Below are 24352 nucleotides of genomic sequence, written 5' to 3'. Positions count from 1 at the left end.
TGATGTCCTTCAGATCAGCGAGGGCTCGGGAGCGGACGCGGGTCGGGCTGCGACGGCGGTGTCTTCGGAATCGGATCGCTTCTTCGCGCCGCTCCGGTCGCGTCGCGTCAGACCGGGTGAGACGACCCGAACCGTGAGGAATCCGATCGCCAGGTCGAATGCGAGCGCGAGGAGGGACACGAGGACCGCTCCGGCGGCCATCTGGGCGTAGTCGCTCTGCGCTTTGCCGTCGATGAGGAGACGTCCCAGTCCGCCCAGCGAGATGTAGGCGGCGACGGTCGCGGTCGAGACGATCTGCAGCACGGCGCTGCGCACACCCGACAGCATCAGCGGCAGCGCGCAGGGCATCTCCACCTCGGTGAGGATGCGCATCGACCGGAACCCCATGCCCCGCGCAGCGTCCACGGCGGCCGGGTCGACCGAGCGGATGCCCGCGTAGGTGTTGGTGAGAATCGGGGGGATGGCCAGCAGCACCAGCACGATCAGGCTCGGAATCAGATAGGCCAGCTTGGTCGAGAACGACGGTGCGATGACGAGCACCAGCAGGATCAGCAAACCGATGGTGGGAAGGGCGCGCAGCGAGTTGGCCAGGCCCGCGACGACGACCGCTCCGCGACCGGTGTGCCCGATGTACAGGCCGAGCGGAACCGCGATAAGTGCCGCCGCGAACAGGGCGAGGAACGTGTACATCAGGTGCTGGAGGAGGAGAGCGGGAATGCCTTCGGGTCCGGTCCAATGAGCACCGTCGAGCAGAAAGTCGATCATGATGAGACCACCTTCGGGGTCCACGGTGTGAGTAACCGATTGGCGAGCACGATGAGTAGATCGAGAACCAGCGCCAGCAGCAGGCAGAGCGCGATACCGGTGATGATCGGTGTGTAGAAACGCAGCTGGAAGCCCTGGGTGAACAGTGAACCGATCTGCGGGATTCCGAGAAGCGCGGCGAGTGAGACCAGGCTGACGTTCGACACGACCGCGACGCGCAGTCCGGCGCAGATGACGGGAACACCCACCGGCAGCTGGACTTTCAGCAAAGTCTGGTACGGCCGGTAGCCCATCGCGGTGGCGGCGAGCACCGTCTCCTGCGGCACCGAATCCAGGGCGTCGGCGATGACGCGCACGAGGAGGGCGACGGTGTAGATCGTCAGTGCGACGACGATGTTCATCGGATCGAGGATCTTCGTTCCGAGGATCGGCGGGAGCAGGACGAACAGCGCCAGCGACGGGATCGTGTAGAGCAGGCCGGCCGTCCCCACCACATAGGGGTTGATCCGGCGACTGCGATGCGCCAGCCAGCCGATCGGCAACGCGACGATCACACCGACGACGAGCGGCACGAGCGAGAGAAGGATGTGCCAGCCGACCAGTTCGGCGATGCGATCGGACTGGCGGCCGAGCCATTCGATGTTCATCGGGCCATCGCCTCCGTGGCCACGAGATCCGCCGACTCGATCGCCGCGACCGCCGCGTGTGCCGTCACGGTTCCCACGAGCACACCGTCGCCGTCGACGACGACACCGCGTTTGCTGGGTGCGGACAGGGCGGCGTCGAGCAGGGCCCGCATCGTTCCGTGCGCATCGGCGACCGTCCCGCTGAGATTCACGTCGTCCGGGCGAATGCGGTCGACGACCTTCGCCGGTTGCACCCAGCCGATCGGCTTGTTCGCCGGGTCGACGACGAGCAGCCAGTCGTCCGTGGTCCGGGTGAGGGCGTCGGATGCCGAATCACCGAGACGGGCAACGGGTTCGGCAATCGTCTCCACGCGGCCGCCGAGGTTCGAGAAACCCAGCGAACGGTAGCCGCGGTCGCGTCCGACGAAGTCGGCGACGAACTCGTCGGCGGGTTCGGTCAGCAACTCCAGCGGCGTCGCCGCCTGCGCCAGGATCCCGCCGGTCCGCAACACGACCACCTGGTCGCCGAGCTGGAGTGCCTCGTCGATGTCGTGCGTGACGATGATGATCGTCTTGCCGATGTCCTTCTGCAGTCTCAGGAATTCGTCCTGGAGCTGGCTCCGGACCACCGGGTCGACAGCGCTGAACGGTTCGTCCATCAGCATGAAGGCCGGGTCCGCGGCGAGGGCGCGCGCGACCCCCACTCGCTGCTGCTGGCCACCCGAGAGCTGCCACGGATACCGATCCGCGAAGTTCGCCGCGAGACCGACCGTCTCGAGCAGCTCCATCGCCCGGGTTCGGGCCTCCTTCTTCGTCTTTCCCAGCAATCTGGGCATGGTCGCGACGTTGTCCACGATGGTGCGGTGCGGGAACAGTCCGGCGTGCTGGATGACGTACCCGATCCGCCTGCGCAACAGCGCGGGATCCATGTCCGCCGTGGATTCGCCGTCGAGGGAGATGGTTCCGGACGTCGGTTCGATCAATCTGTTGATCATGCGGAGCGACGTCGTCTTGCCGCATCCCGACGGCCCGACGAGTGCTGTGATCTTCCCGCTCGGGCACTCGAGGTCCAGTTCGTTCACCGCTGTCGTGCCGTCCGGATATGCCTTGGTGACTTTGTCGAATGTGATCATCCGCGTGCTACTTTCGTGTAATCCGAGTGGAGACACACTCGGAAGTTCGGTGTCGTGGGACTGCTTTACCGAGTTGTGTCTTTCTCCGGATTGGGCATCTGTTCCAGAAACTTCACCGCTGCTTTCAGGTCGTCGCTCAGAGGACGGTCGGTCGTCCGCGGGTCCAGGCACGCGCGTGCCCGGTCCAGGTACGCGCCGAGTTCGGTGGTCGTGTCGAGGTCGTGGTCCTGCTGGCCGAGGGCGCGCACCGCCGAGATCAGTTCGCACGCGAGCACGATGCGAGACTGGGCGAGGATGTCGGTGAGCTGTGTGGCGGCCTGCGACGCGAAGCTCGCATGGTCCTCGGTTCCGCGGGAGATCACGGTGTGTCCGAGAGAGCCCGGCGCCGCGGCCATCCGGATCTCGGCGATGGCCGCGGACGTCGTGTACTCCAGCAGCATGGTGCCGCTGCTGCCCGCCGGACCGTCGGCCAGGAACGGCCGGAGACCGGTGACCACCGGATCGGAGAGATTGGCAAGTCTGCACTGCGACAACAGCGCCGCGCTCGACAGCGCGAGTTTCGCCTCGTCCACGGCGAGGGCGATCGGCATTCCGTGGAAGTTCCCGTTGTGGAACACGGCGTCGTCCTCGACGGAGATGAGAGGGTTCTCGGAGGACGAGTTCATCTCGATCGCGAGCGTGCCCCGCAACCGCTGCAGCGCCTGCCAGGTCGCCCCGAGGATCTGCGGCAGGGCGCGGAACCCGTAGGAATCCTGCACGCGGGCAGCCTGTACGCGGTGGCCCGCGAGGAGTTCCCGGACCCGGCCGGCCACCTCCTCCTGGCCGAGGTGCCTGCGGGCAGCCTGCACCCGTGCCGCGAACGGTTCGACGGAACTGCGCGTCGCCAGTAGCGATAGCACACCGACGATCAGCGAGTGCTCCAGCCAGTTCGCCACGCTGTCGGTGGCCGACGCCGCGAGCGCGACCGTCATCGCGTTGGTCGAGATCAGTGGGAGTGCGTCACCCTGGTGTGCGGTCCACCGGGTGACGAGTCGACCGTCCCGCAGCGGTGCCTCGCCCATCAACCCGAGCGCGATCTCGGAGAACGCGCTGAGGTCGCCGGTGCCTATCGCCCCGCGAGCGTGCACGGTGGGCTGTTCGTCCGCCGCGACGGCATCGATCAGCGCGGTCACGATGTCGGGGTGCAGACCGGATCCGCCGTTGAGAATCTGGTTGACGCGAATGATCATGGCGGCGCGGACGACGTGATCCGGCAGCGCGGGGCCCGAACCCGTGGCGTGGCTGCGGAGAAGTCGAAGATCCTGGTCGACGCCGTCGGAGACGGAGGTGTCCCGGTTGCCCCCGACACCCGTGGTGCGTCCGTAGATGGGCTGTCGTTCGGCGATGCGCACGGCTGTCTCCCACGAACGGCGTGCGTGGTCGAGCGCTGCGGGGTCGGGCTCGATCACGACGGGTTCCCGGGCGAGCGCCGTGAGCTGGTCGACGGTGAGCTGGGCGCCGTCGAGCACCACCGGAAGGGGCGGGTGCGGTTCCTCGGTCGAGCTGGAATCTCTCCGGGTCATCAGAACTCCGTGATCGATGTGGTGTGCCTCACTCTTCGAGATGTATAGTCCTGTATATACCGCGGCGTGTCAACCGTCAGTTTCCTGCCATGACCTCTGCCGCAAGACCTCAGTGAGCGGCTGGCATTCCGGCTAGGTCAACCTCTCACTTCGATCAGTCCCTCCGTGAACTTCCGGGACGTAAGGTCTCGGGAGAGGTGCATTTATGGCCATGCATCGATCCCGCTATGACTGATCGACCGAAGGAATGAGTCCAATGCCGCAGCAGGTACGAGGCGTCATCGCCCGCTCCAAGGGTGCCCCCGTCGAGATCGCGACCGTCAACATTCCGGACCCCGGTCCCGGAGAGGTGGTAGTCGACATCGCGGCATGCGGTGTGTGCCACACGGACCTCACCTACCGCGACGGCGGGATCAACGACGAGTTCCCATTCCTGCTGGGCCACGAGGCTTCCGGCATCGTCGAGAGTGTCGGCGAAGGCGTCACGTCCGTGGCGGTCGGCGACTTCGTCGTCCTAAACTGGCGCGCCGTCTGCGGTCAGTGCCGCGCCTGTAAGCGCGGCCGCCCGCAGTACTGCTTCGACACGCACAACGCCGCGCAGAAGATGACGCTCGAGGACGGCACCGAACTGACTCCCGCCCTGGGGATCGGCGCGTTCGCCGACAAGACGCTCGTCCACGCCGGACAGTGCACCAAGGTGGATCCGTCCGCCGACCCGGCAGTCGTCGGACTGCTCGGCTGCGGCGTAATGGCCGGCCTCGGTGCCGCCGTGAACACCGGCAACGTCTCCCGCGGTGACACCGTCGCCGTCATCGGCTGCGGTGGTGTCGGCGACGCCGCGATCATGGGCGCCCGCCTGGCAGGCGCCGTGAAGATCATCGCGATCGACCGGGACGACAAGAAGCTCGAATGGGCGAAGGACCTGGGCGCGACGCACACGATCAACGGCGGCCAGGTGGACGCCGTCTCGGCCGTGCAGGAACTCACCGGCGGTTTCGGCGCCGACGTCGTGATCGATGCGGTCGGCCGCCCGGAGACGTGGAAGCAGGCGTTCTATGCCCGCGACCTCGCCGGCACCGTCGTGTTGGTCGGTGTCCCGACCCCCGACATGACCCTCGAGATGCCGCTGATCGACTTCTTCTCCCGCGGCGGATCCCTGAAGTCCTCGTGGTACGGCGACTGCCTGCCCGAGCGCGACTTCCCGGTGCTCGTCGACCTGTACCAGCAGGGCCGGCTGCCGCTGGACAAGTTCGTCACCGAGCGCATCAAGATCGACGAGGTGGAAGCGGCGTTCCACAGCATGCACGCCGGTGAGGTGCTGCGTTCGGTGGTCGTTCTGTGAGCGGGCAATTGCGGATCGAGCGGGTCGTCACCGAGGGAACGTTCGCCCTCGACGGCGGAGAGTGGAACGTCGACAACAACATCTGGCTGATCGGTGACGACACCGACGTCGTGATCGTCGACGCCGCCCACACCGCGCAGCCGATCATCGACGCGGTCGGAGGCAGGCACGTGAATGCCGTGATCTGCACGCACGGTCACAACGACCACGTCACCGTCGCCCCCGAACTGGCCGAGCGTCTGCACGCCCCTGTGCTGCTGCACCCCGGCGACGACGTGCTGTGGAAGATGAGCCACCCCGACGCCAAGTACTGGCATCTCGAGGACGAACAGCGGATCGCCATCGCGGGCACCGAGATCCAGGTGATCCACTCGCCCGGTCACTCACCGGGGTCGGTGTGCCTGTACCTGCCCGAGGCCGGGGCACTGTTCTCCGGCGACACCCTGTTCTCGGGCGGTCCCGGCGCCACGGGCCGGTCGTACTCGGATTTCCCGACCATCATCGGGTCGATCCGCGACCGGCTGTTCGCTCTTCCCGAAGAAACGCTCGTCCACACCGGACACGGTGACGGAACCACGATCGGCACCGAGGCCCCACACCTCGCCGAATGGATTGCACGAGGAAACTGACTCCATGACCGACACCACCGACAGGTACACCTTCGACGAGGACGATGTCGTCGTCACGCACGAGAAATCCTATGCGGCAGGTGTTCCTGCGGTGTTGGTGTCGTTGCGTCGTGGGCTCGAGCAGATGGGACCGGTGCGCACGGCCCGGACGTTGATGAAGTTGAATCAGCGGGAGGGGTTCGACTGTCCGGGGTGTGCGTGGCCGGAGACTCCGGGGCACCGCAAGCATGCGGAGTTCTGCGAGAACGGTGCGAAGGCGGTCGCGGAGGAGGCGACCACCCGCAAGGTCGGCCCGGAGTTCTTCGCGGCGCATGCGGTGTCGGATCTGCTGGGTCGGACCGAGTTCTGGTTGGGGCAGCAGGGCCGGTTGACGCATCCGATGGTGCTGCTGCCGGGGTCGTCGCACTACGAGCCGATCGGCTGGGACGCGGCGTTCGCGATGATCGCCGGGGAGTTGCGGGCGTTGGCGTCGCCGCACGAGGCGGTGTTCTACACGTCCGGGCGCACCAGCAATGAGGCGGCGTTCGTGTACCAGTTGATGATCCGGGCGTTCGGAACCAACAACCTGCCGGACTGCTCGAACATGTGCCACGAGTCGTCGGGCAGTGCGTTGGTGGAGACGATCGGGATCGGGAAGGGGTCGGTGTCGGTTCCCGACCTCGAGAACGCGGACCTGATCCTGATCGCCGGGCAGAACCCGGGCACCAATCACCCGCGGATGCTCTCGACCCTGGAGAAGGCGAAAGCCAACGGGGCGAAGGTGATCGCGATCAACCCGTTGCCGGAGGCGGGGTTGATGCGGTTCAAGGACCCGCAGAAGGTGCACGGGGTGGTCGGTGACGGTGTGCAGATCGCGGACGAGTTCCTGCAGATCCGGATCGGCGGCGACCAGGCCCTGTTCCAGGGTTTGGGCCGGTTGCTGCTCGAGGCGGAGGACCGCAATCCCGGGACGGTGCTGGACCGGGAGTTCATCGACCGGCACACCGCGGGGTTCGAGGAGTGTGCGGCGCATCTGCGGCAGGTCGATCTGGGCACGGTGGCGGCGGCGACCGGGCTGACGCTCGCGCAGATCCAGCAGACGGCGGACGCGTTGATCTCCTCGAAGAAGACCATCATCTGCTGGGCGATGGGGCTGACGCAGCAGACGCACGGGGTCGCGACCATCCAGGACGCGGTGAACCTGCTGCTGCTGCAGGGGATGATCGGCAAGCCCGGGGCCGGGGTGTGCCCGGTGCGCGGCCACTCCAACGTCCAGGGCGACCGGACGATGGGGATCTGGGAGAAGATGCCCGAGTCGTTCCTGGCCGCCCTCGACGCCGAATTCGGCATCCGCTCGCCGCGCGAGCACGGTCTGGACGCGGTCGACTCGATCCGGGCGATGCGGGACGGGAAGGCGTCGGTGTTCCTCGGGATGGGCGGCAACTTCGTCTCCGCCACCCCGGACACCGAGACCACCGAGGCCGCGTTGCGGGGGTGCGCGCTGACCGTGCAGGTGTCGACGAAACTGAACCGCTCGCACCTGGTGACGGGGCGGACCGCGCTGATCCTGCCCTCGCTGGGCCGCACCGACAAGGACGTGCGGTCCGGTAAGAAACAGCAGGTCACGGTCGAGGATTCGATGTCGATGGTGCACCTGTCCCGCGGCAGCCTCACACCCGCGAGTGACCAGTTGCGCAGTGAGGTCGCCATCGTGTGTGGGATCGCGCAGGCCCTGTTCGGTCCCGACCATTCGGTGCCGTGGTCGGAATTCACCGCCGACTACGACCGCATCCGCGATTCCATCGCCCGGGTCGTTCCCGGGTTCGAGGACTTCAATGCCAAGGTCCGTCAACCGGACGGGTTCGGGTTGCCGCATCCACCCCGCGACGAGCGCCGGTTCGTGACGGACACGGGGAAGGCCAATTTCACGGTCAACGAGCTGTGCTGGCTGCCGGTCCCGCAGGGGAAGCTCATCCTGCAGACGATGCGGTCACATGATCAGTACAACACCACCATCTACGGTCTCGACGACCGCTACCGCGGCGTGAAGGGCGGTCGGCGGGTGCTGTTCATCGCGCCCGAGGACATCGCCGCGTTCGGGTACGCGGACGGGGACCGGGTGGACCTGATCTCCGAATGGACCACCCCCGACGGGACGGTGCAGGAGCGCCGCGCCGACGACTTCCGGCTGGTGCCGTACCCGACGCCGCGGGGGAACGTCGCCGCCTACTACCCGGAGACGAATCCGCTGATCCCGCTCGATCACGTGGCCCGGACGTCGAACACCCCGGTGTCGAAGGCGATCACGATCCGTCTCGAACGGCGTCTCTGATGGGGCGTGTGACCACCCGGACCCCGGTCACCCGGATCACCGACACCCGGCAGTCCACCCGACCGGACACCGTGGTGGTGGAGGAGCCGCTCGAGATCCGGGTGAACGGGACACCGCTGGCGGTCACCATGCGCACCCCCGGTTCCGATGTCGAACTGGCGCAGGGGTTTCTGCTGACCGAGGGCATCATCGCCGACCGCGCGGACATCGCGTCGATCCGCTACTGCAACAGCGTCGACGACAACGGTGTCAACACCTACAACGTCCTCGACGTGGACCTCGCGGCCGGGGTGTTCCTGCCCGACACCGGTATCGAACGCAACTTCTACACCACCTCGTCGTGCGGGGTGTGCGGGAAGGCGTCGCTGGACGCGATCCGGCAGCGGACGAAGCACTCACCGGCCACCGACACGGTGCGGGTGCCGGCCGCGACGATCGCGGAGCTGCCCGACCGGCTGCGGGCCGCGCAGCGGGTGTTCGAGACCACCGGGGGCCTGCACGCGGCCGGATTGTTCACCCGCACCGGGGAACTGCTCGCGATCAAGGAGGACGTGGGACGGCACAATGCCGTCGACAAGCTGATCGGCTGGGCCACCGAACAGAACCGGGTTCCGCTGCGGGGGAGCATCCTGCTCGTGTCCGGCCGGGCGTCGTTCGAACTGGCGCAGAAAGCGGTGATGGCCGGCATCCCGATCCTCGCCGCCGTGTCCGCACCCTCGTCGCTGGCGATCGACCTCGCCCACGACACCGGGCTCACCCTCATCGGGTTCCTCCGCGGCACCACCATGAACATCTACACCCACCCGGACCGCATCACCTGACGTGAGTGGCAAAGCGTGCGCCCACATACTTGCCACTCACGTGCGGGGGTCAGCGCCCGATCGGCGGCGTCGCGACGCTCATGCGTGCCTGCCGGTGGTGTCGGCGCGGATGCCCGCCTCGAGGGCGATCGCGCCCGCCTCACCTCGGGACGCCACCCCGAGCTTCTTCAGCACACCCGCGACATGGAATTTGACCGTGCTCTCGCTGATGCCGAGGCTGTCGGCGATCGCCTTGTTCCGCTTGCCGGTCGCGAGGTGACCCAGGACCTCGAGTTCGCGGGGGTTGAGGTCGCCGAGTTGCTGTTCGTCCGGTCGCGCCACCGGTACGTCGAGGGGGATCGCGACGGCCACCCGGGACCCCCACCCGTCGACCGACTCGACGTCGATCCGGCCACCGAGCGTGTGCACCCGGCCGGACAATTGCCGCACCAGCGCATCGGTGTCGAGACCGCCGTCGCCGTCGTCGCGGACCTCGACCAGGAGGTTCGCGCCGTCACAGTCCCAGGCGATGCGGATTCGCTCGAGGGCGGCCTGCGCCGCGAATGCCAGGACGGCGCTCCGGACGACGGCCCGCGCCGCACTGGCCACTTCGCCGGGCAACGCCCGGCCGTCCACCGGCGGATCGACGTAGTCGACGCGCACGGGACGGTGCTGGAGCAGCGGCCGCAATTCGCCCTGCAGCCGGGCGAACGCGGTGGTGACCGCTTCCTCCGCGAGGTTGCGGTCGGATTCGCCCGCGGAGCGCAGGGTCACCAGCGCCGAGGACGCCGTCTCGCTCGCCGTGATCCGCGACCGACGGTCGTCGAGGTCCTTGGACCGGAGAGTCGACAGGATCGATTCGAGCGTCGCCGCGTGCAGGTCCGTCAGCTCCACGATGGTCCTGGCCCGTTCGCTCGACGCCGCCCGCGACTCCGCCAGGTACGCCGGGCTCGCCTGCGCCACCTGGTGCCGGATCGACACGGCGACGACGCCGAACGCGCCGGCGACCAGCGGGACCTCACGAATGCGCTGCCGCGGCTTCGGGAGAACGAGGAGGAGAGTCCCCGTCGCGTCCAGCAGCGCCCACACCTTCCGCTTCGCGCCGGCAATCACGGTCTGGTCGTCGAAAGGAGTGCCTTCCGTCATGCGGGTGCGCAACGCATCCAGTTCGGCGATGGTGACGCGCTCGACCACCGACGGATCTCCGCTGACCTTGCGGGGACGTCCCGTGCATTCCCGGGTGAAGATCACGAGCGCGGTGTGCGGCCAGATGTCGGCGAGGAACTTGGAGAAGCGGACGGCGATGTCGGGCAGCGGACCGTCGATGACGTCCCGCATGGAACCGAGAACATCTGCAGGGGACACAGAAGTCGAGCTGGGAAGAACCACGTGTCGAGCCTATCCGCGCAGGCGGCGACTGCCGGGCCTGGGCCGTCCGCTCACGGTGCCGGCTCGGCGCGGGCGGCATCGACGACGTCGGATCGGACGAGTTCCAGCAATTCCAGTGCCCGCGCCGTGGTGCCGTGCGTGATGGTGGCGACGGCTGCGACGAGGTCGGCTCCGACGATCGGTCTCCGTTCCGACTTCGCGAGAGCCACCGCATTGCGGAACGCGGCCTGGGCCGGTTCGGTCAGTCGCAGCGGTCCGGTGCGGGGGCGGCTCAGTGCGCTGGTGGCGACGCCCGCGTCCGTCATGCCTGCCGCCGCGAGGGCTTCCCCGTGCACGCGAATGACCGCCTCGCGCAGTGCGTCCCGGTTCGATCCGAGACGCTCGAATACTCGGGTTGCCGTACCGTCCGGCAGCGCGAACGATGCGAGCAGCAGGTGCTCGAGACCCGGTTCCCGGTCGCCCAGCCGGTCGGCCTCGGCTTCCGTTTCGGAGAACAGCGTCTTCATCGTCCGCATGTCGCGCCATGCCCGGGTGAGTTTCATCGTGTGCCCCTCGTCTTCTTGGCGGAGGATCGTCCGGGACCGAGGCGTTTGTGCGCCGCCTGACCCGAGACGCCGAGAGCGTGGCCGATGTCCGCCCAGGTCCAGCCGGCGGACAGTGCGTGTGCGACGGCGTCACGCTCGAGCTGATCGGCCTGACGCCGCAGCGCGACGACGGCAGCGAAAGCGGTTGCCGGGTTCGGATCGTCACTCACGGTATCAACTTAAGTTGATGAGGCGAATCCGTCAACCTTCGTTGATACCGGCCCTGGCGCCCGCCGCCCCGCCGGCGGTGTCGCATCCCGCCGCGATGGGGAAGAATCAGCTCCGGTCGGGAGGTCCGTGCCGCACACGCGGTCGTCGAGGGGAACGGAAGAATGGCGGCAGGGTCGCGGGTCGGCACGCAGTTCGGGCAGTACCAACTGCGCGCGCTGCTGGGACGCGGCGGGATGGGCGAGGTCTACGAAGCGTTCGACACGGTCAAGGGGCGCACCGTGGCCGTGAAACTCCTCGACCTGGAACTGGCGAACGACGCGACCTTTCAGCAGCGTTTCCGCCGCGAATCACACGTCGCGGCGAGGTTGCAGGAGCCGCACGTAATCCCAATCCACGACTGGGGCGAGATCGACGGCGTCCTCTACATCGACATGCGCCTCGTTCCGGGCCAGGATCTGCGGTCGTTGCTGCGTTCGCAGGGCCCGATGGACGCGTCGCGAGCAGTCGTCATCGTGGAGCAAATCGCGTCCGCCCTCGACGCTGCACACGCGGACGGCTTGGTCCACCGGGACGTGAAGCCCGAGAACATCCTGGTCACTGCCAACGATTTCGCCTACCTCGTGGACTTCGGAATCGCCCACTCGAGTTCGGACCTCCGGCTCACCACGCTCGGCAGCGCTGTCGGCTCCTACGCGTACATGGCGCCGGAGCGATTCGACAACGCCCCGGTGGACGGTCGGGCCGATGTCTACTCGCTGGCGTGTGTGCTGCACGAGTGCCTGACCGGGGCGATCCCGTTCCCGTCGAACAGCATCAGCAGCGCGATCCGGGCGCACCTGGCGGCTCCTGCCCCGCGACCGAGCGCCGTCCGGCCCGACATCCCCGCCGCGTTCGACGGCGTCGTCGCGACGGGTCTCGCTAAAAGTCGCGATGCGCGCTATCGCACCGCGGGCGCATTGGCCGCCGCAGCGCGCGCCGCGCTGTCGGGGCGGCCGCCTGCCCGGACCGAGGTCGCGGGCCTGCACGCACCGACCCGGATCGACAGTGTCGGACGGCCACCGGAGTACCCGTCGACCAGCGTTCCGCAAGGCCCGCTCGCTCCGCCCCCGCACCACCCGCCGCCGCGTTCGAGCTACGCGGCCGGTCCGCCTCCGCAGAAGAGGCGATCCACCGCCGTGCCCGTGATGGTGACGCTGCTGGTGGTGGCGGTCCTTGCGCTGGGAGGGGTGGTCGGCTGGCTGGTCCTGGACCGAAACCGGTCGGACGACCCGTTGACAGCCGCGGTCACCACCATTGCGCAACCACCCGTCGTGCGGATGTCGACCGAGTCCGCGGCACCCGCTCCGCCTCCGACAATTCCGTCCGCGACCACGAGGACGACGACCACGAGGACGACGACCACGCGAACGACGGTGGCGGCGCCGCCGCTGGTCGGGGAGGTGTCCGGCACGGACGGGCAGGGCTTCATGTCGCCCGCGGACGCGCGCTGCAACCACACCAACCCGGCGGCGTTCATCGGGCGCACCACGAAATCACTCGTCGTCGTCTGCCAGACGGGGGTCGGACGGTACTACTACCAGGGCGTACGCATCAGCGACGGTGCCGCCATTTCCGTCGACGACCCCGTTCCGAACGGGTCCGGGTTCGTCGCCACCAACGCGGGCAACGGCACCCAATATCGTGTGACGCCGACGGCGCTGACCATCGTCGGTGGCGACGGGCAGGTCATCGCGACCGAACCGATGGTCGAATCCGCGTACCGCTGAGGTGGGGTTCCGATCAGAGCGCGGCGTTCTTGTCGAACTCGGTGCCGAGTTCCTTCGCCACGCGCTTGAGCAGCGGCACGATGTGGTCCGCCGACTCGAGGGTGACGCGGGCCGCAGGCCCCGAGACGGAAATGGCGGTGGGGGTCGGAGCGTTCGGCACCGGCACCGAGAAGCACCGGACGCCGATCTCCTGCTCGCCCTCGTCGATCGCGAACCCGCGGTTTCGGCTCAATTCGAGATCGGCAATCAACATGTCGGGGTCGGTCAAAGAGTTCTCGGTGTACGTCGTCATTCCGGTCCGGCCGACCAGTGAGCGCACGGCGTCATTCGACAGCTGCATGAGGATGGCCTTGCCGACGCCGGTGCAGTGCGGGTAGACGCGTCGGCCGACCTCGGTGAACATGCGCATCGCGTGTTCGGACGGCACCTGCGCGACGTAGACGGCCATGGTGCCGTCGAGGACGGCCATGTTCGCGGTCTCGCCGGTGCCTCGCACCAGTTCGGACAGGTGCGGTCGGGACCAGGCGCCGATCAGCTGGGTGGCGCTCTCGCCGAGGCGGATGAGCTTGGGCCCGAGCGCGTACCGCCGGGTGGGTAGCTGCCGCACGTATCCGCGGTTCATCAGGGTGCGGATGAGCCGGTGGATGGTCGGGAGGGGGAGTCCGGCCAGGTCGGCGAGTTCGCTGACCCCGATGGACCCGCCGGCGCTCGCCATTATCTCGAGTATGTCGAATGCGCGCTCGACCGACTGCACGCCGCCGGCCGGACTCTGACCGTTCGTCATGTCTGTCTCCATCCTCTGACTGCCCGAGAGCCCCCACATTCTTTCCGTCAGGCGGAAAGGGCGCTCCGTATGACGATAGCGCGGGAGTGGCGGATCGCGACGATTCCTTCGCTACATCGGTTGACAAAACTCGGTGTGACGGCGTTCACTATATCGAGATACGAAATACAACTTCCATAATATGGAAAACACCGAGCCCCGAGGGAGGGCCCCGTGTCTGAAGTCGAAATCGCTGCGAAACCCACAAAGCAGCGTTGGTACAGATCACTTTTCGTCCAGGTCCTGATCGGAATCGCCCTGGGCATCGCCACCGGAATCCTGTTTCCGGAGTTTTCCCATCACCTGGCGCCACTGGGTGAGGGCTTCATCAAGCTGATCAAGATGGTCGTGTCCCCGCTGATCTTCCTGGTGATCGTCACCGGCATCGCCAAGGTCGGCAGCATGAAAGCGCTCGGAAAGATCGGCGGCAAGGCGCTGCTCTGGTTCACGGCCGCGACGACCTTCGCGCTCGGGCTCGGCCTGCTCGTCGGAAACCTCGTCAAGCCGGGCAGCGGGCTCAACATCGACCCGGCCACGCTGGACACCAGCGCCCTGGACGAGAAGACGCAGGGCGGCCACCTGCCGGGTGGCGTCGAGTTCGTCATGCACATCATCCCGACCAGCGTGTTCGATGCGTTCGCGCAGAACAACCTGCTGCAGGTGCTGCTGTTCGCGATCCTGTTCGGTGTCGCGCTGGCGTCCTTCAGTGAATCGGCTCCGCCGATCCTGATGGATGTGATCGACCAGACGCTGCACGTCATCTTCCGCATCGTCGGCTACATCATGTACCTGGCACCTCTCGGTGCGTTCGGTGCGATGGCATTCACCGTCGGCAACTACGGAGCCGGCTCCCTCAAATCCTTCGGAATGCTCATCCTCGCGTGCTACGGAGCGGCACTGGTCTTCATCGTCGTGCTGTCGATCGTGGTCAAGCTGATCACCGGAGTGAACGCGTGGAAGTTCATCAAGTACTGCCGCGAAGAATTCATGCTCGCCCTGGGCACCGGATCGTCCGAGGCGGTCATGCCCCGCATCATCAAGAAGTTGGACAACGCGGGATGCGACCGCGCGGTCGTCGGTCTGGTGATCCCTACCGGCTACTCGTTCAACCTCGACGGCGCCGCGATCTACCTGTCGCTGGCGATGATGTTCCTGGCGCAGGCGGTCGGGGTGGACCTCGGCTTCGGCGAGCAGCTCGCGATCATGGGCATCCTCATTCTCAGTTCCAAGGGAATGGCGGGTGTGCCGGGGTCGGCCTTCGTCGCCCTGTCCGCGACCGCTGCCGCGATCGGCGCGTTCCCCGTGGCCGCCGTCGCGTTGCTGCTCGGCGCCGACCGGCTCATGGACTCCATGCGCGTATTCACGAACCTGCTCGGTAACTGCCTCGCCACGTTCGTGGTCGCGAACTGGGAGGGCATGCTCGACAAGGACAAGATGCGAGCGGTTCTCGACGGGAAGGTCACGCCCGACGACCCGGACGACGTCACCATCCACCCGCACCCCGGGCACGAACACCTCCAGGACGCCTCGGCACGGCCGGCGATCGAGAGGCCCGAAGCGCTGACCGCGAACGGGGCCTCGGAAGGAACGGTGAACCACCATGCCTGACACCCAGCCCACCGTCGGAGTGCTCGGCACCTGGGGATACCACGGACTCCTCGACGACGCCGAACAGGTCGACATCGACACCCCGTACGGGCCGACGTCGGACAGCATCGTCCTCGGGTCGTCAGGGGGCCGCCGGCTCGCGTACCTGACCCGCACCGGGCGACACCGCAACATCCCGCCCCACCGCATCAATGCCCGCGCCAACATCTGGGCCCTGCACAGCCTCGGCGTGCGCACGATCCTCGCGCCCACCCCGTCCGGCTCGCTGCGCCCGGCGATCGGCGTCGGCTCGGTTGTCGTGCCCGACCAGCTGGTCGACCGCACGGGCCGCACCGACGACACCTTCCACGACGACGACGTCCACATCTCCTTCGCGGACCCGTTCTGCGCCCACGGGCGCCGAGCGGTGGTGTCGACGCTCCGCAGGAACGGCTGGGTGGTCAACGACGGCGGTGTGATGGTTGCGATCCGCGGCCCGCGCTTCTCTACCCGCGCCGAATCACGTTGGTACGCGGCCCAGGGATGGGACCTGATCAGCATGACCCCGTATCCCGAGGCGGCGCTGGCCCGCGAACTGGGCATGTCCTACACCTGCATCGCTCTGGTCACCGATCACGACGTCATCAGCGACACCCCGTGGCCGGTCACCCAGGACCTGGTACGCGAGGGGCTCGACGCCAACACCAAACGACTACGCGAAGCCCTGCTTCAGGTAGCGATCGAACTCGCAGGCACGTCCGACGCGGCGACACCTGCTTACGGAAGAAGGAGCTGACAAGATGACCGAATTGTTCTGCAACGGTGGAGCGATGCGTGGCGGAAACCTGCATCACAACGTGTCTGCACACACGTTCCTCGGCACGGTTCGGACCGCACCGAAGTACCGATTCTTCTCCGTACGTGACGAATTCCCCGCACTGCTGCTGACGGAGACCGGGGGAGCCTCGATCGAGGGCGAACTCTACGACGTACCGATCGGCGACATTCGCACCGACTTCCTCCCCGAGGAGCCCGAGGAACTCGAGCTCACCGTGATCGAACTGTCCGACGGACGTTCGGTTCTGGCGGTAGGCCTGCGACCGGGCCTCCTCGAGAGCCGGGCCGGCGAGCTCACCGAGATCACCGATCACGGCGGCTGGCGACGCTACCGAGGCCTGCCCGAGCCCGACAACACCGCAGTCTCCTGAACACCCCGAAAGCGAAAGAACAACCGATGGATACCTTGGCCTACACCCTGAACTGCTCGATCCTGCTCACCGACGTCCCACTCCTGCAGCGCCCACAGGCTGCCCGGGATGCCGGATTCGACGCCGTCGAGTTCTGGTGGCCCTTCGACACCGCCGTGCCGCGGGACAGCGACGTCGACGCGTTCGTGGCCGCGATCGAGAACGCCGGAGTGCAGCTCACCGGGTTGAACTTCGCGGCGGGCAACATGCCGGCGGGGGACCGCGGACTGCTGTCCGACCCGGCGCAGGTCTCGGCGTTCCGCGACAACATCGACATCACCGTCGGAATCGGAGAACGGCTGGGCACCAAAGCTTTCAACGCCCTGTATGGTAATCGTATCGACGGGACGGATCCGAAGATTCAAGACGGCACGGCCACCGAGAACCTCGCCCAGGCCGGCAAGGCGGCAGATCGCATCGGTGCCGTCGTACTCGTCGAACCGGTCAGCGGCACGCCGGCGTACCCGCTGAAGAGCGCGGCCGACGCGATCGCCGTGATCGACCGGGTGAAGGCGGACCACGGTGTCGATTCGCTCCGGCTCCTCGCGGACCTCTACCACCTCGAGGTCAACGGCGACGACGTCGGCGCCGCGATCGACACGTACGCGGACCGCATCGGGCACGTGCAGATCGCGGATGCTCCCGGTCGCGGAGAACCCGGCACCGGAACACTCGACATCGACGGCTACCTGAAGAGGCTCGCCGGACACGGCTACCGCGGATATGTGGGGCTCGAGTACAAGTCCACCCGACCGGACACCTTCGACTGGCTGACCCGTGAGCTGCGCGGCGCGCGGCGCGTCGAGGCCTGACACCTTCCCCCCCAACGAACGACGACTTCGAGGAGACCTCATGAGCACCATTGCATTCATCGGACTCGGAATCATGGGCAGCCCCATGGCCGTTCATCTCGCCAACGCCGGCCATCAGGTGGTCGGATACAACCGCTCGCCCGAGCGCACCGCGGCACTCGTCGAGGCCGGCGGCACCGCAGCGGACTCCATCGCCAAGGCCGTTGCCGGCGCCGACGTCGTGGCCGTGATGGTCCCCGACTCGCCCGACGTACAGGCGGTACTCGCCGGTGAGGGCGGAGTCTTCGAGCACGCCCCGGCAGGCGCGCTGATCATCGACTTCTCCAGCATCCGGCCCGACGTCACCACCGCACTCGCCGCGCAGGCGGCCGAGCGTGGATTCCGGCTGATCGACGCCCCGGTGTCGGGTGGCGAGGCCGGGGCGGTCAACGCCGCACTGTCGATCATGGTCGGCGGCGCCCCCGAAGACTTCGAGTCGGCCCGCCCGATCCTCGACGTCGTCGGGAAGACCGTGGTCCACGTGGGCCCGAACGGCTCCGGACAGACGGTGAAGGCAGCGAACCAGCTGATCGTCGCCGGCAACATCCAGCTCCTCGCGGAGGCGATCATCTTCCTCGAGGCCTACGGTGTCGACACCGCGGCCGCCGTGGAGGTACTCGGCGGCGGGCTCGCCGGATCCGCCGTCCTGAACCAGAAGGCGCAGAAGATGCTGGACCGGTCGTTCGAGCCCGGATTCCGCATCGACCTGCACCACAAGGACCTCGGCATCGTCACCAGCGCTGCCCGTGAGGCAGGCGTCGTGACACCCCTCGGCGCCGTCCTCGCCCAGCTGATGGCCTCCGCCCGTGCGAACGGTGATGGTGGCCTCGATCATTCGGGCCTGCTGCGCGGAGTGGAGCGGCTGTCCGGCCGCCCCTCCCAGTGACCCGCCTCAACTCGTAATCCTCGATGGAGAACTGATATGCCTCGTATGCGCGCCGCTGACGCAGCGGTCAAGATTCTGGAACTCGAAGGTGCCACCCAGGCCTTCGGCCTCCCCGGTGCGGCGATCAACCCGTTCTACGCAGCAATGCGTGACCACGGTGGGATCAAGCACGTCCTCGCCCGCCACGTCGAGGGCGCATCCCACATGGCCGAGGGATTCACCCGGGCCAAGGCCGGAAACATCGGTATCTGCATCGGCACCTCCGGGCCGGCCGGGACCGACATGATCACCGGCCTGTACTCGGCGATGGCGGACTCGATCCCGATCCTCGCGATCACCGGGCAGGCCCCGGTCGCGCGCCTGCACAAGGAAGACTTCCAGGCCGTCGACATCGCCGCGATCGCGGGTCCGGTCACGAAGATGGCGATGACGGTGCTCGAGCCCGCCCAGGTTCCGGGTGCGTTCGCGCAGGCATTTCACCTGATGCGGTCCGGCAGGCCCGGACCGGTTCTCATCGACCTGCCGATCGACGTGCAACTGGCGGAGATCGAGTTCGACCCGGACACCTACCAGCCGCTGCCCGTGTACAAGCCGGCGGCGACGCGGGCGCAGGCGGAGAAGGCCCTCGACATGCTGGGGGCCGCCGACCGCCCGCTGATCGTCGCCGGCGGCGGCATCATCAACGCCGACGCCGCGGATCTGCTCGTGGAACTGGCGGAACTGCTGGACGTTCCGGTGGTGCCGACGCTGATGGGCTGGGGCACCATGCCGGACGACCACCGCCTCGCCGCGGGCATGGTCGGTCTGCAGACCGCACACCGGTACGGCAACGCGACCATGCTGGCCTCGGACTTCGTCCTGGGCATCGGCAACCGCTGGGCCAACCGGCACACGGGCGGCCTCGACACCTACCGCAAGGGGCGCAAGTTCGTTCACGTCGATATCGAACCCACCCAGATCGGGCGCGTGTTCGCACCGGACTACGGGATCGTCTCCGACGCCAAGGCGGCGCTCGAACTGTTCGTCGCCGTCGCGAAGGAGCGCAAGGCCGCCGGAACCCTGGCGGACCGCAGCACCTGGGTCGAGGACTGTGCCACCCGGAAGCGGACCATGCAGCGCAAGACCCACTTCGACGACGTCCCGGTCAAGCCGCAGCGGGTGTACGAGGAGATGAACCGCGTCTTCGGGCGCAACACCCGGTATGTCAGCACGATCGGGCTCTCGCAGATCGCCGGCGGCCAGTTCCTGCACGTCTACAAGGCCCGCAACTGGATCAACTGCGGGCAGGCCGGGCCGCTGGGCTGGACCATCCCCGCCGCTCTCGGAGTGGTTGCCGCGGAGCCGGAGACCCCCGTCGTGGCGCTGTCCGGTGACTATGACTTCCAGTTCATGATCGAGGAACTGGCGGTGGGCGCCCAGTTCAACCTGCCGTACATCCACGTCGTGGTGAACAACTCCTACCTGGGACTGATCCGGCAGGCGCAGCGCGCATTCGACATGGACTTCTGCGTGCAGCTGGGCTTCGACAACATCAACACCCAGGAAACCACCGAACACGATGTGCTGCCCGCGGTCCCGAAGGGCTACGGCGTCGATCACGTCAAGGTCGCCGAGGGTCTGGGTTGCAAGGCGCTGCGGGTCACCGAACCCGGCGAGATCGCAGGCGCTCTCGAGAAGGCCCGTGAACTCGCCGGTGAGCACAAGGTGCCGGTGGTGGTCGAGGTCTTCCTCGAGCGGGTCACCAACATCGCGATGGGAACCGAGCTCGACAACGTCGCCGAGTTCGAGGACCTGGCGGAGAGCTGGGAGCACGCTCCCACAGCCCTCATGCTGCTGGACTAGGGGGCACCGTGACACGTGTACTGGTCGCACCCGACAAGTTCAAGGGATCCCTCACCGCCGCGGAAGTGGCGGACGCCCTTGCCGACGGACTCGTCGCCGGTGATCCCTCCTGGGTGATCGATCGTGTCCCGGTCGCGGACGGCGGCGACGGTACCGTTGCGGCGGCCGTCGCGGCAGGGTGGTCTCCGGTCGCGGTCGCCACCACGGGGCCGACGGGTCTACCCGTCACCTCGTCCTACGCGGTGCGCGGCTCGACCGCGGTGGTCGAACTGGCATCGGCCGTGGGCTTGGTACTGCTCCCGAACGGTGTGGCGGATCCCTTGGGTGCCAGTACATTCGGACTCGGCACCGTCGTCAGGCACGCGCTGGAGGGGGGAGCCCGCGAGATCATCGTCGGTCTCGGGGGCAGCGCGTCAACCGACGGCGGTGCCGGCTTGTTACAGGCCCTCGGCGTGCATGTCCTCGACGCCGGCGGCAACGAGGTCGCGCAGGGGGGAGCGGCGCTGCTCCGGGCCGCCCGGGTCGACCTGACCGGTCTCCACCCGGCGGCGCGTGCGGGGCACTTCCGGCTCGCCTGCGACGTCGACAATCCGCTCCTCGGCCCGACCGGCGCCACCGCCGTGTACGCAAGCCAGAAGGGCGCCGCCGCAGGAGAACTGGTCGTGCTCGAGGACGCCATGACCCGGTGGGCGCAGGTCGTGCGCGCCGCGACCGGCCGCGACGACAGCCGGATCGCGGGAGCGGGCGCCGCGGGAGGCGCGGCGTTCGGCGCGATCTCGGTGCTGGGGGCGGACACCCGGCCCGGCATCGACACGGTCCTCGGGCTCGTCGACTTTCCCGGGAGGCTCGCCGGGGCAGACCTCGTCATCACCGGTGAGGGGTCGCTCGACGAGCAGAGTCTCCACGGCAAGGCGCCGATCGGCGTCGCCACCGAAGCACGCAGGGCCGGAATCCCCGTCCTGGCCGTCTGCGGCCGAAATCTGCTCAGCGACATCCAATTGCACAGCGCCGGCATCTCCGCGGCATACGCGCTCGCGGACCTCGAACCGGACCTTCATCGATCGATCAGAGATGCGGCGGAACTACTGCGCCGGATCGGCTGCACGATCGCGGCATCGACTGCCGAACTCGCACCACTCAGCACACGAGGAGAATCATGACGTCAACCGACTTCACCGCACTACCCGACCTCGCCTCACGCGCCCTCGGCGGAAGCGTCTCCGCGGCCAACGACGAACTGTTCGCCCAGCGGGAGAACCTCATCAAGGCGGAGGCCCCGTTCTTCGACCCGTCCGATTTCGGGCACAAGGGCAAGGTGTACGACGGGTGGGAGACCCGCCGCCGCCGCGACGACGGCCACGACTACGCGATCGTCCGCCTCGGGGCCGCGGGCATCATCCACGGAATCATCGTGGACACCGCGCACTTCAAGGGCAACTACCCGCCCTTCATCTCCATCGAGGCGGCGTCGATCGAGGGCTACCCGTCCATCGAGGAGGTCATGAAGGCGGACTGGCAGACCATCGTCGAGAAGTCCCCGGCCGAGGGGCACGCCGCGAACGCCTACGCCGTCGCCGACCGGCACCGGTGGACACACGTGCGGCTGTCCATCTACCCCGACGGCGGCGTCGCACGGTTGCGGGTACACGGTGAGGTCGTGCCCGACCCCCGGTTCCTCGACGGGACGGTGGACCTGCTGGCCGCGGAGAACGGCGGACGCCTCGTCGGCTGCTCCGACGCGTTCTACGCGTCGCCCGCGAACATCATCCTTCCCGGCCGGGCCCGGAACATGGGGGAGGGCTGGGAGAACTCCCGGCGTCGTGGCGGCGGCAACGACTTCGCTGTGTTCTCGCTGGCCGCGGCAGGCAATCCCCGGCACGTCGAGATCGACACCAGCTACTACGTGGGGAACGCGCCCGGCTGGGTGCGGCTGAGCACCGCCGACGCGCGGACCGCCGACATCGCCGACGAGAGCGCGTGGACCGAACTGCTGTCCCGCACAGCCGTTCAGCCCGACACGAGGCACCGCTTCGTTCTGGACGCCACCGACGCGGCCACGCACCTGCGACTCGACGTCTACCCCGACGGTGGCCTGTCCCGGCTGCGGCTGTTCGGCGACCTCGACGCGACAGCGCTGTCGGAGACGCGACGCACCTGGTGGGAAGCCCTTCCCCAGAGCCATCAAGCGCTCGTAGCCGACCAGGCACCGCGCTAGTCCGAGCACCGGCGCGCTCTCCACCCCTACCTGACGAACCCGAGGAAACACGCATGCCCAATCCCAGTCCCGGTTACTCCATCACCGTTCGCGTCACGGCCCCGGTCGGCGCAGGTACCACCTCGACTCTCGCGGGGGCGGTGGCCTCCGTGAAGGGCGCCATGACCGCGTTGGACGTGGTGGAGAGCCACCCCGACCACATGGTCATCGACGTGACGTGCGACGCCTCCGACGTCGAGCACGCCGAGCAGATCGCGTCCGCGATCGCCGACGTGCCCGGCGTCGTGGTCGGCAAGGTCAGTGACCGCACGTTCCTGCTCCATCTCGGCGGGAAACTCGAAGTGGTGCCGAAGGTTCCGCTCAAGCACCGCGACGACCTGTCCCGCGCGTACACCCCCGGCGTCGCCCGGGTCTGCACCGCGATCGCGGAGAACCCCGAGGACGTGCGGCGGCTGACGATCAAGCGCAACACCGTCGCGGTCGTCACCGACGGCTCGGCCGTGCTGGGGCTGGGCAACATCGGCGCCGCCGCGTCGATTCCCGTGATGGAGGGCAAGGCGGCCCTGTTCAAGCAGTTCGCGGACGTGGACGCGTGGCCGGTCTGCCTGGACACCCAGGACACGGACGCGATCGTCGAGATCGTCCGGGCCCTCGCACCGGTGTACGGCGGAATCAACCTCGAGGACATCTCCGCCCCACGCTGCTTCGAGATCGAGGCACGGCTCCGCGACATGCTGGACATCCCGGTCTTCCACGACGACCAGCACGGCACCGCAATCGTGGTTCTCGCCGCCCTGACCAACGCCCTGCGGGTGGTCGAGAAGAGCCTCGACACGGTGAAGATCGTGGTGTCGGGTGTCGGCGCCGCCGGACACGCGATCATCCGCCTGCTGGTCGCGCAGGGGGCGACGAACATCGTGGCGTGCGGGCGGAACGGAATCCTCTCGCCCGACGACACATCCGACTCCTTCCGGTCCTGGATCGCGAACAACACCAACCCGGAAGCGCGGTCCGGATCGCTGCAGGACGCAGTGGTCGGCGCGGACGTGTTCATCGGTGTCTCGGCGCCGGACATCCTGACCGGCGACGACATCGAGACGATGGGTCCCGACTCGATCGTGTTCGCCCTCGCGAATCCGGTGCCCGAGGTCGATCCCGTCGCCGCCGGCAGGCACGCGGCCGTCGTCGCGACCGGACGGTCGGACTTCCCGAATCAGATCAACAACGTGCTCGCGTTCCCGGGCGTGTTCCGGGGCCTGCTCGACGCGCACGCCGTCGAGATCACCGACGACATGCTCATCGCGGCCGCCCGCGCGATCTCCGATTCGGTGTCTCCGTCGGAACTCAACCCCACGTACATCGTGCCGAGTGTGTTCGATGCCGCAGTCGCCCCGGCCGTGGCGGCGGCGGTGCGCAGCGTTGCCGACGCAGGTGGTGAACACGATGTCTGACCGGCTCGACCTGCTGTTCCGCGCCCCGCGGGTGATCACCGCGGCGGGGGAGGTCGCCCGCTGCGTGGGTGTGCGGGACGGCCGGATCGTCGTCATCGAACCGTTCGGCGCCCAACTCGACGCCGAGGTCGTGGTCGAACTGGGCGACGACGAGGTGCTGATCCCCGGTCTCGTCGACACGCACGTGCACGTCAACGAACCGGGCCGCACCGAGTGGGAGGGGTTCGCGAGCGCGACCCGGGCCGCGGCCGCAGGCGGGGTGACCACGATCGTCGACATGCCGCTCAACAGCATCCCGCCGACCGTCGACGTCGCGGCACTGGACGTCAAACGCCAGGTCGCCGCCGATCAGGCGTACGTCGGTTAACGGTG

At 67.8% G+C, this 24352-nt stretch carries 22 protein-coding genes and 1 pseudogene; 15 read left to right on the top strand and 8 right to left on the bottom strand.

What is annotated here, in order from left to right; all coding sequences use genetic code 11:
* Positions 1-9: 9 nt before the first annotated feature.
* The 4 genes from PSR88_RS13080 to PSR88_RS13065 all read right to left on the bottom strand — a co-directional run bounded on the left by PSR88_RS13080 (position 10) and on the right by PSR88_RS13065 (position 4086).
* Positions 10-765 (bottom strand): ABC transporter permease, encoded by a 756-nt coding sequence (locus PSR88_RS13080; protein WP_011595299.1) that lies wholly within the window; start codon positions 763-765, stop codon positions 10-12.
* The gene (locus PSR88_RS13075; protein WP_011595298.1) at positions 762-1412 is read right to left on the bottom strand and encodes an ABC transporter permease; all 651 of its coding nucleotides are present in this window, start codon (positions 1410-1412) and stop codon (positions 762-764) included. Before PSR88_RS13075 ends, PSR88_RS13080 begins: the two co-directional genes overlap by 4 nt.
* Entirely contained in the window at positions 1409-2524 is a 1116-nt protein-coding gene (locus PSR88_RS13070; protein ID WP_009475282.1) for an ABC transporter ATP-binding protein, read from the bottom strand. Before PSR88_RS13070 ends, PSR88_RS13075 begins: the two co-directional genes overlap by 4 nt.
* A 65-nt stretch (positions 2525-2589) precedes the next feature.
* Positions 2590-4086: an aromatic amino acid ammonia-lyase gene (locus tag PSR88_RS13065; RefSeq protein WP_016882513.1), complete on the bottom strand. Its 1497-nt coding sequence runs from the start codon at positions 4084-4086 to the stop codon at positions 2590-2592.
* 256 nt (positions 4087-4342) lie between these two features.
* On the opposite strand from PSR88_RS13065, the gene PSR88_RS13060 reads away from it, so the two are divergent.
* Genes PSR88_RS13060 through fdhD form a run of 4 tightly spaced genes read left to right on the top strand, consistent with a single transcriptional unit; the run spans position 4343 to position 9189 of the window.
* Positions 4343-5428, top strand: coding sequence for an S-(hydroxymethyl)mycothiol dehydrogenase (locus tag PSR88_RS13060; RefSeq protein WP_009475280.1), 1086 nt, complete (start codon positions 4343-4345; stop codon positions 5426-5428).
* The gene (locus tag PSR88_RS13055) at positions 5425-6057 is read left to right on the top strand and encodes an MBL fold metallo-hydrolase (RefSeq protein WP_009475279.1); all 633 of its coding nucleotides are present in this window, start codon (positions 5425-5427) and stop codon (positions 6055-6057) included. Before PSR88_RS13060 ends, PSR88_RS13055 begins: the two co-directional genes overlap by 4 nt.
* Positions 6058-6061: 4 nt before the next feature.
* Positions 6062-8368: an FdhF/YdeP family oxidoreductase gene (locus PSR88_RS13050; protein WP_016882514.1), complete on the top strand. Its 2307-nt coding sequence runs from the start codon at positions 6062-6064 to the stop codon at positions 8366-8368.
* A complete protein-coding gene (gene fdhD, locus PSR88_RS13045) occupies positions 8368-9189 on the top strand; it encodes a formate dehydrogenase accessory sulfurtransferase FdhD (protein ID WP_011595295.1) in 822 nt (273 codons plus the stop codon). The genes PSR88_RS13050 and fdhD overlap by 1 nt, the downstream gene beginning before the upstream one ends.
* A gap of 78 nt (positions 9190-9267) precedes the next feature.
* On the opposite strand, the gene PSR88_RS13040 is transcribed toward fdhD, so the two are convergent.
* The 3 genes from PSR88_RS13040 to PSR88_RS13030 form a co-directional block, all read right to left on the bottom strand.
* Entirely contained in the window at positions 9268-10506 is a 1239-nt protein-coding gene (locus PSR88_RS13040; RefSeq protein ID WP_007301542.1) for a helix-turn-helix transcriptional regulator, read from the bottom strand.
* A gap of 101 nt (positions 10507-10607) precedes the next feature.
* Positions 10608-11099: a Clp protease N-terminal domain-containing protein gene (locus PSR88_RS13035; RefSeq protein ID WP_011595294.1), complete on the bottom strand. Its 492-nt coding sequence runs from the start codon at positions 11097-11099 to the stop codon at positions 10608-10610.
* The gene (locus PSR88_RS13030; RefSeq protein WP_016882515.1) at positions 11096-11311 is read right to left on the bottom strand and encodes a hypothetical protein; all 216 of its coding nucleotides are present in this window, start codon (positions 11309-11311) and stop codon (positions 11096-11098) included. Before PSR88_RS13030 ends, PSR88_RS13035 begins: the two co-directional genes overlap by 4 nt.
* Before the next feature lie 162 nt (positions 11312-11473).
* Here PSR88_RS13030 and PSR88_RS13025 point away from each other — a divergent pair, with 162 nt between their 5' ends.
* Positions 11474-13078 carry a serine/threonine-protein kinase gene (locus tag PSR88_RS13025; RefSeq protein ID WP_016882516.1) on the top strand — a complete coding sequence of 535 codons (1605 nt, stop codon included), beginning with the start codon at positions 11474-11476 and terminating at the stop codon, positions 13076-13078.
* 13 nt (positions 13079-13091) lie between these two features.
* Here PSR88_RS13025 and PSR88_RS13020 read toward each other — a convergent pair whose 3' ends face one another.
* Positions 13092-13862 (bottom strand): IclR family transcriptional regulator, encoded by a 771-nt coding sequence (locus tag PSR88_RS13020; protein ID WP_005260937.1) that lies wholly within the window; start codon positions 13860-13862, stop codon positions 13092-13094.
* Positions 13863-14075: 213 nt separating this feature from the next.
* Between PSR88_RS13020 and dctA the strand changes: the two genes are divergently transcribed.
* The 10 genes and pseudogenes from dctA to PSR88_RS12970 form a co-directional block, all read left to right on the top strand.
* Entirely contained in the window at positions 14076-15509 is a 1434-nt protein-coding gene (gene dctA / locus PSR88_RS13015; RefSeq protein WP_011595292.1) for a C4-dicarboxylate transporter DctA, read from the top strand.
* The gene (locus tag PSR88_RS13010; protein ID WP_011595291.1) at positions 15502-16284 is read left to right on the top strand and encodes an MTAP family purine nucleoside phosphorylase; all 783 of its coding nucleotides are present in this window, start codon (positions 15502-15504) and stop codon (positions 16282-16284) included. The genes dctA and PSR88_RS13010 overlap by 8 nt, the downstream gene beginning before the upstream one ends.
* Positions 16285-16288: 4 nt before the next feature.
* On the top strand, positions 16289-16696 hold the full coding sequence (locus PSR88_RS13005; protein ID WP_011595290.1) for a gamma-glutamylcyclotransferase: 408 nt from the start codon (positions 16289-16291) through the stop codon (positions 16694-16696).
* A 26-nt stretch (positions 16697-16722) separates the two neighbouring features.
* On the top strand, positions 16723-17547 hold the full coding sequence (locus PSR88_RS13000; RefSeq protein WP_016882517.1) for a hydroxypyruvate isomerase family protein: 825 nt from the start codon (positions 16723-16725) through the stop codon (positions 17545-17547).
* Between the two features lie 40 nt (positions 17548-17587).
* A complete protein-coding gene (locus PSR88_RS12995; RefSeq protein WP_342338183.1) occupies positions 17588-18472 on the top strand; it encodes a 2-hydroxy-3-oxopropionate reductase in 885 nt (294 codons plus the stop codon).
* Between the two features lie 36 nt (positions 18473-18508).
* The gene (gcl, locus tag PSR88_RS12990; RefSeq protein ID WP_016882518.1) at positions 18509-20314 is read left to right on the top strand and encodes a glyoxylate carboligase; all 1806 of its coding nucleotides are present in this window, start codon (positions 18509-18511) and stop codon (positions 20312-20314) included.
* Between the two features lie 8 nt (positions 20315-20322).
* Positions 20323-21474 carry a glycerate kinase gene (locus PSR88_RS12985; RefSeq protein ID WP_016882519.1) on the top strand — a complete coding sequence of 384 codons (1152 nt, stop codon included), beginning with the start codon at positions 20323-20325 and terminating at the stop codon, positions 21472-21474.
* On the top strand, positions 21471-22529 hold the full coding sequence (alc, locus tag PSR88_RS12980; protein WP_009475264.1) for an allantoicase: 1059 nt from the start codon (positions 21471-21473) through the stop codon (positions 22527-22529). The genes PSR88_RS12985 and alc overlap by 4 nt, the downstream gene beginning before the upstream one ends.
* Before the next feature lie 53 nt (positions 22530-22582).
* On the top strand, positions 22583-23980 hold the full coding sequence (locus tag PSR88_RS12975; RefSeq protein WP_009475263.1) for an NAD-dependent malic enzyme: 1398 nt from the start codon (positions 22583-22585) through the stop codon (positions 23978-23980).
* A pseudogene (locus PSR88_RS12970) lies at positions 23973-24341 on the top strand (amidohydrolase family protein); the annotation flags it as partial. The gene PSR88_RS12975 and the pseudogene PSR88_RS12970, both read left to right, overlap by 8 nt.
* Between the last annotated feature and the right edge of the window lie 11 nt (positions 24342-24352).

The organism is Rhodococcus sp. DK176 (assembly GCF_038447315.2).
GTDB classification, from domain to species: Bacteria; Actinomycetota; Actinomycetes; order Mycobacteriales; family Mycobacteriaceae; genus Rhodococcus_F; species Rhodococcus_F jostii_A.
The sequence above is the reverse complement of the archived record's forward strand: the minus strand, read 5'-3'. Positions and strand labels throughout refer to the sequence as shown.

Excerpts from the sequence above, each read along its gene's own strand:
- PSR88_RS13080 (WP_011595299.1), bottom strand. The coding sequence starts at position 765 with ATGATCGACTTTCTGCTCGACGGTGCTCATTGGACCGGACCCGAAGGC.
- PSR88_RS13075 (WP_011595298.1), bottom strand. The coding sequence starts at position 1,412 with ATGAACATCGAATGGCTCGGCCGCCAGTCCGATCGCATCGCCGAACTG.
- PSR88_RS13070 (WP_009475282.1), bottom strand. The coding sequence starts at position 2,524 with ATGATCACATTCGACAAAGTCACCAAGGCATATCCGGACGGCACGACA.
- PSR88_RS13065 (WP_016882513.1), bottom strand. The coding sequence starts at position 4,086 with ATGACCCGGAGAGATTCCAGCTCGACCGAGGAACCGCACCCGCCCCTT.
- PSR88_RS13060 (WP_009475280.1), top strand. The coding sequence starts at position 4,343 with ATGCCGCAGCAGGTACGAGGCGTCATCGCCCGCTCCAAGGGTGCCCCC.
- PSR88_RS13050 (WP_016882514.1), top strand. The coding sequence starts at position 6,062 with ATGACCGACACCACCGACAGGTACACCTTCGACGAGGACGATGTCGTC.
- fdhD (WP_011595295.1), top strand. The coding sequence starts at position 8,368 with ATGGGGCGTGTGACCACCCGGACCCCGGTCACCCGGATCACCGACACC.
- PSR88_RS13040 (WP_007301542.1), bottom strand. The coding sequence starts at position 10,506 with ATGCGGGACGTCATCGACGGTCCGCTGCCCGACATCGCCGTCCGCTTC.
- PSR88_RS13035 (WP_011595294.1), bottom strand. The coding sequence starts at position 11,099 with ATGAAACTCACCCGGGCATGGCGCGACATGCGGACGATGAAGACGCTG.
- PSR88_RS13025 (WP_016882516.1), top strand. The coding sequence starts at position 11,474 with ATGGCGGCAGGGTCGCGGGTCGGCACGCAGTTCGGGCAGTACCAACTG.
- PSR88_RS13020 (WP_005260937.1), bottom strand. The coding sequence starts at position 13,862 with ATGACGAACGGTCAGAGTCCGGCCGGCGGCGTGCAGTCGGTCGAGCGC.
- PSR88_RS13010 (WP_011595291.1), top strand. The coding sequence starts at position 15,502 with ATGCCTGACACCCAGCCCACCGTCGGAGTGCTCGGCACCTGGGGATAC.
- PSR88_RS13005 (WP_011595290.1), top strand. The coding sequence starts at position 16,289 with ATGACCGAATTGTTCTGCAACGGTGGAGCGATGCGTGGCGGAAACCTG.
- PSR88_RS13000 (WP_016882517.1), top strand. The coding sequence starts at position 16,723 with ATGGATACCTTGGCCTACACCCTGAACTGCTCGATCCTGCTCACCGAC.
- PSR88_RS12995 (WP_342338183.1), top strand. The coding sequence starts at position 17,588 with ATGAGCACCATTGCATTCATCGGACTCGGAATCATGGGCAGCCCCATG.
- gcl (WP_016882518.1), top strand. The coding sequence starts at position 18,509 with ATGCCTCGTATGCGCGCCGCTGACGCAGCGGTCAAGATTCTGGAACTC.
- alc (WP_009475264.1), top strand. The coding sequence starts at position 21,471 with ATGACGTCAACCGACTTCACCGCACTACCCGACCTCGCCTCACGCGCC.
- PSR88_RS12975 (WP_009475263.1), top strand. The coding sequence starts at position 22,583 with ATGCCCAATCCCAGTCCCGGTTACTCCATCACCGTTCGCGTCACGGCC.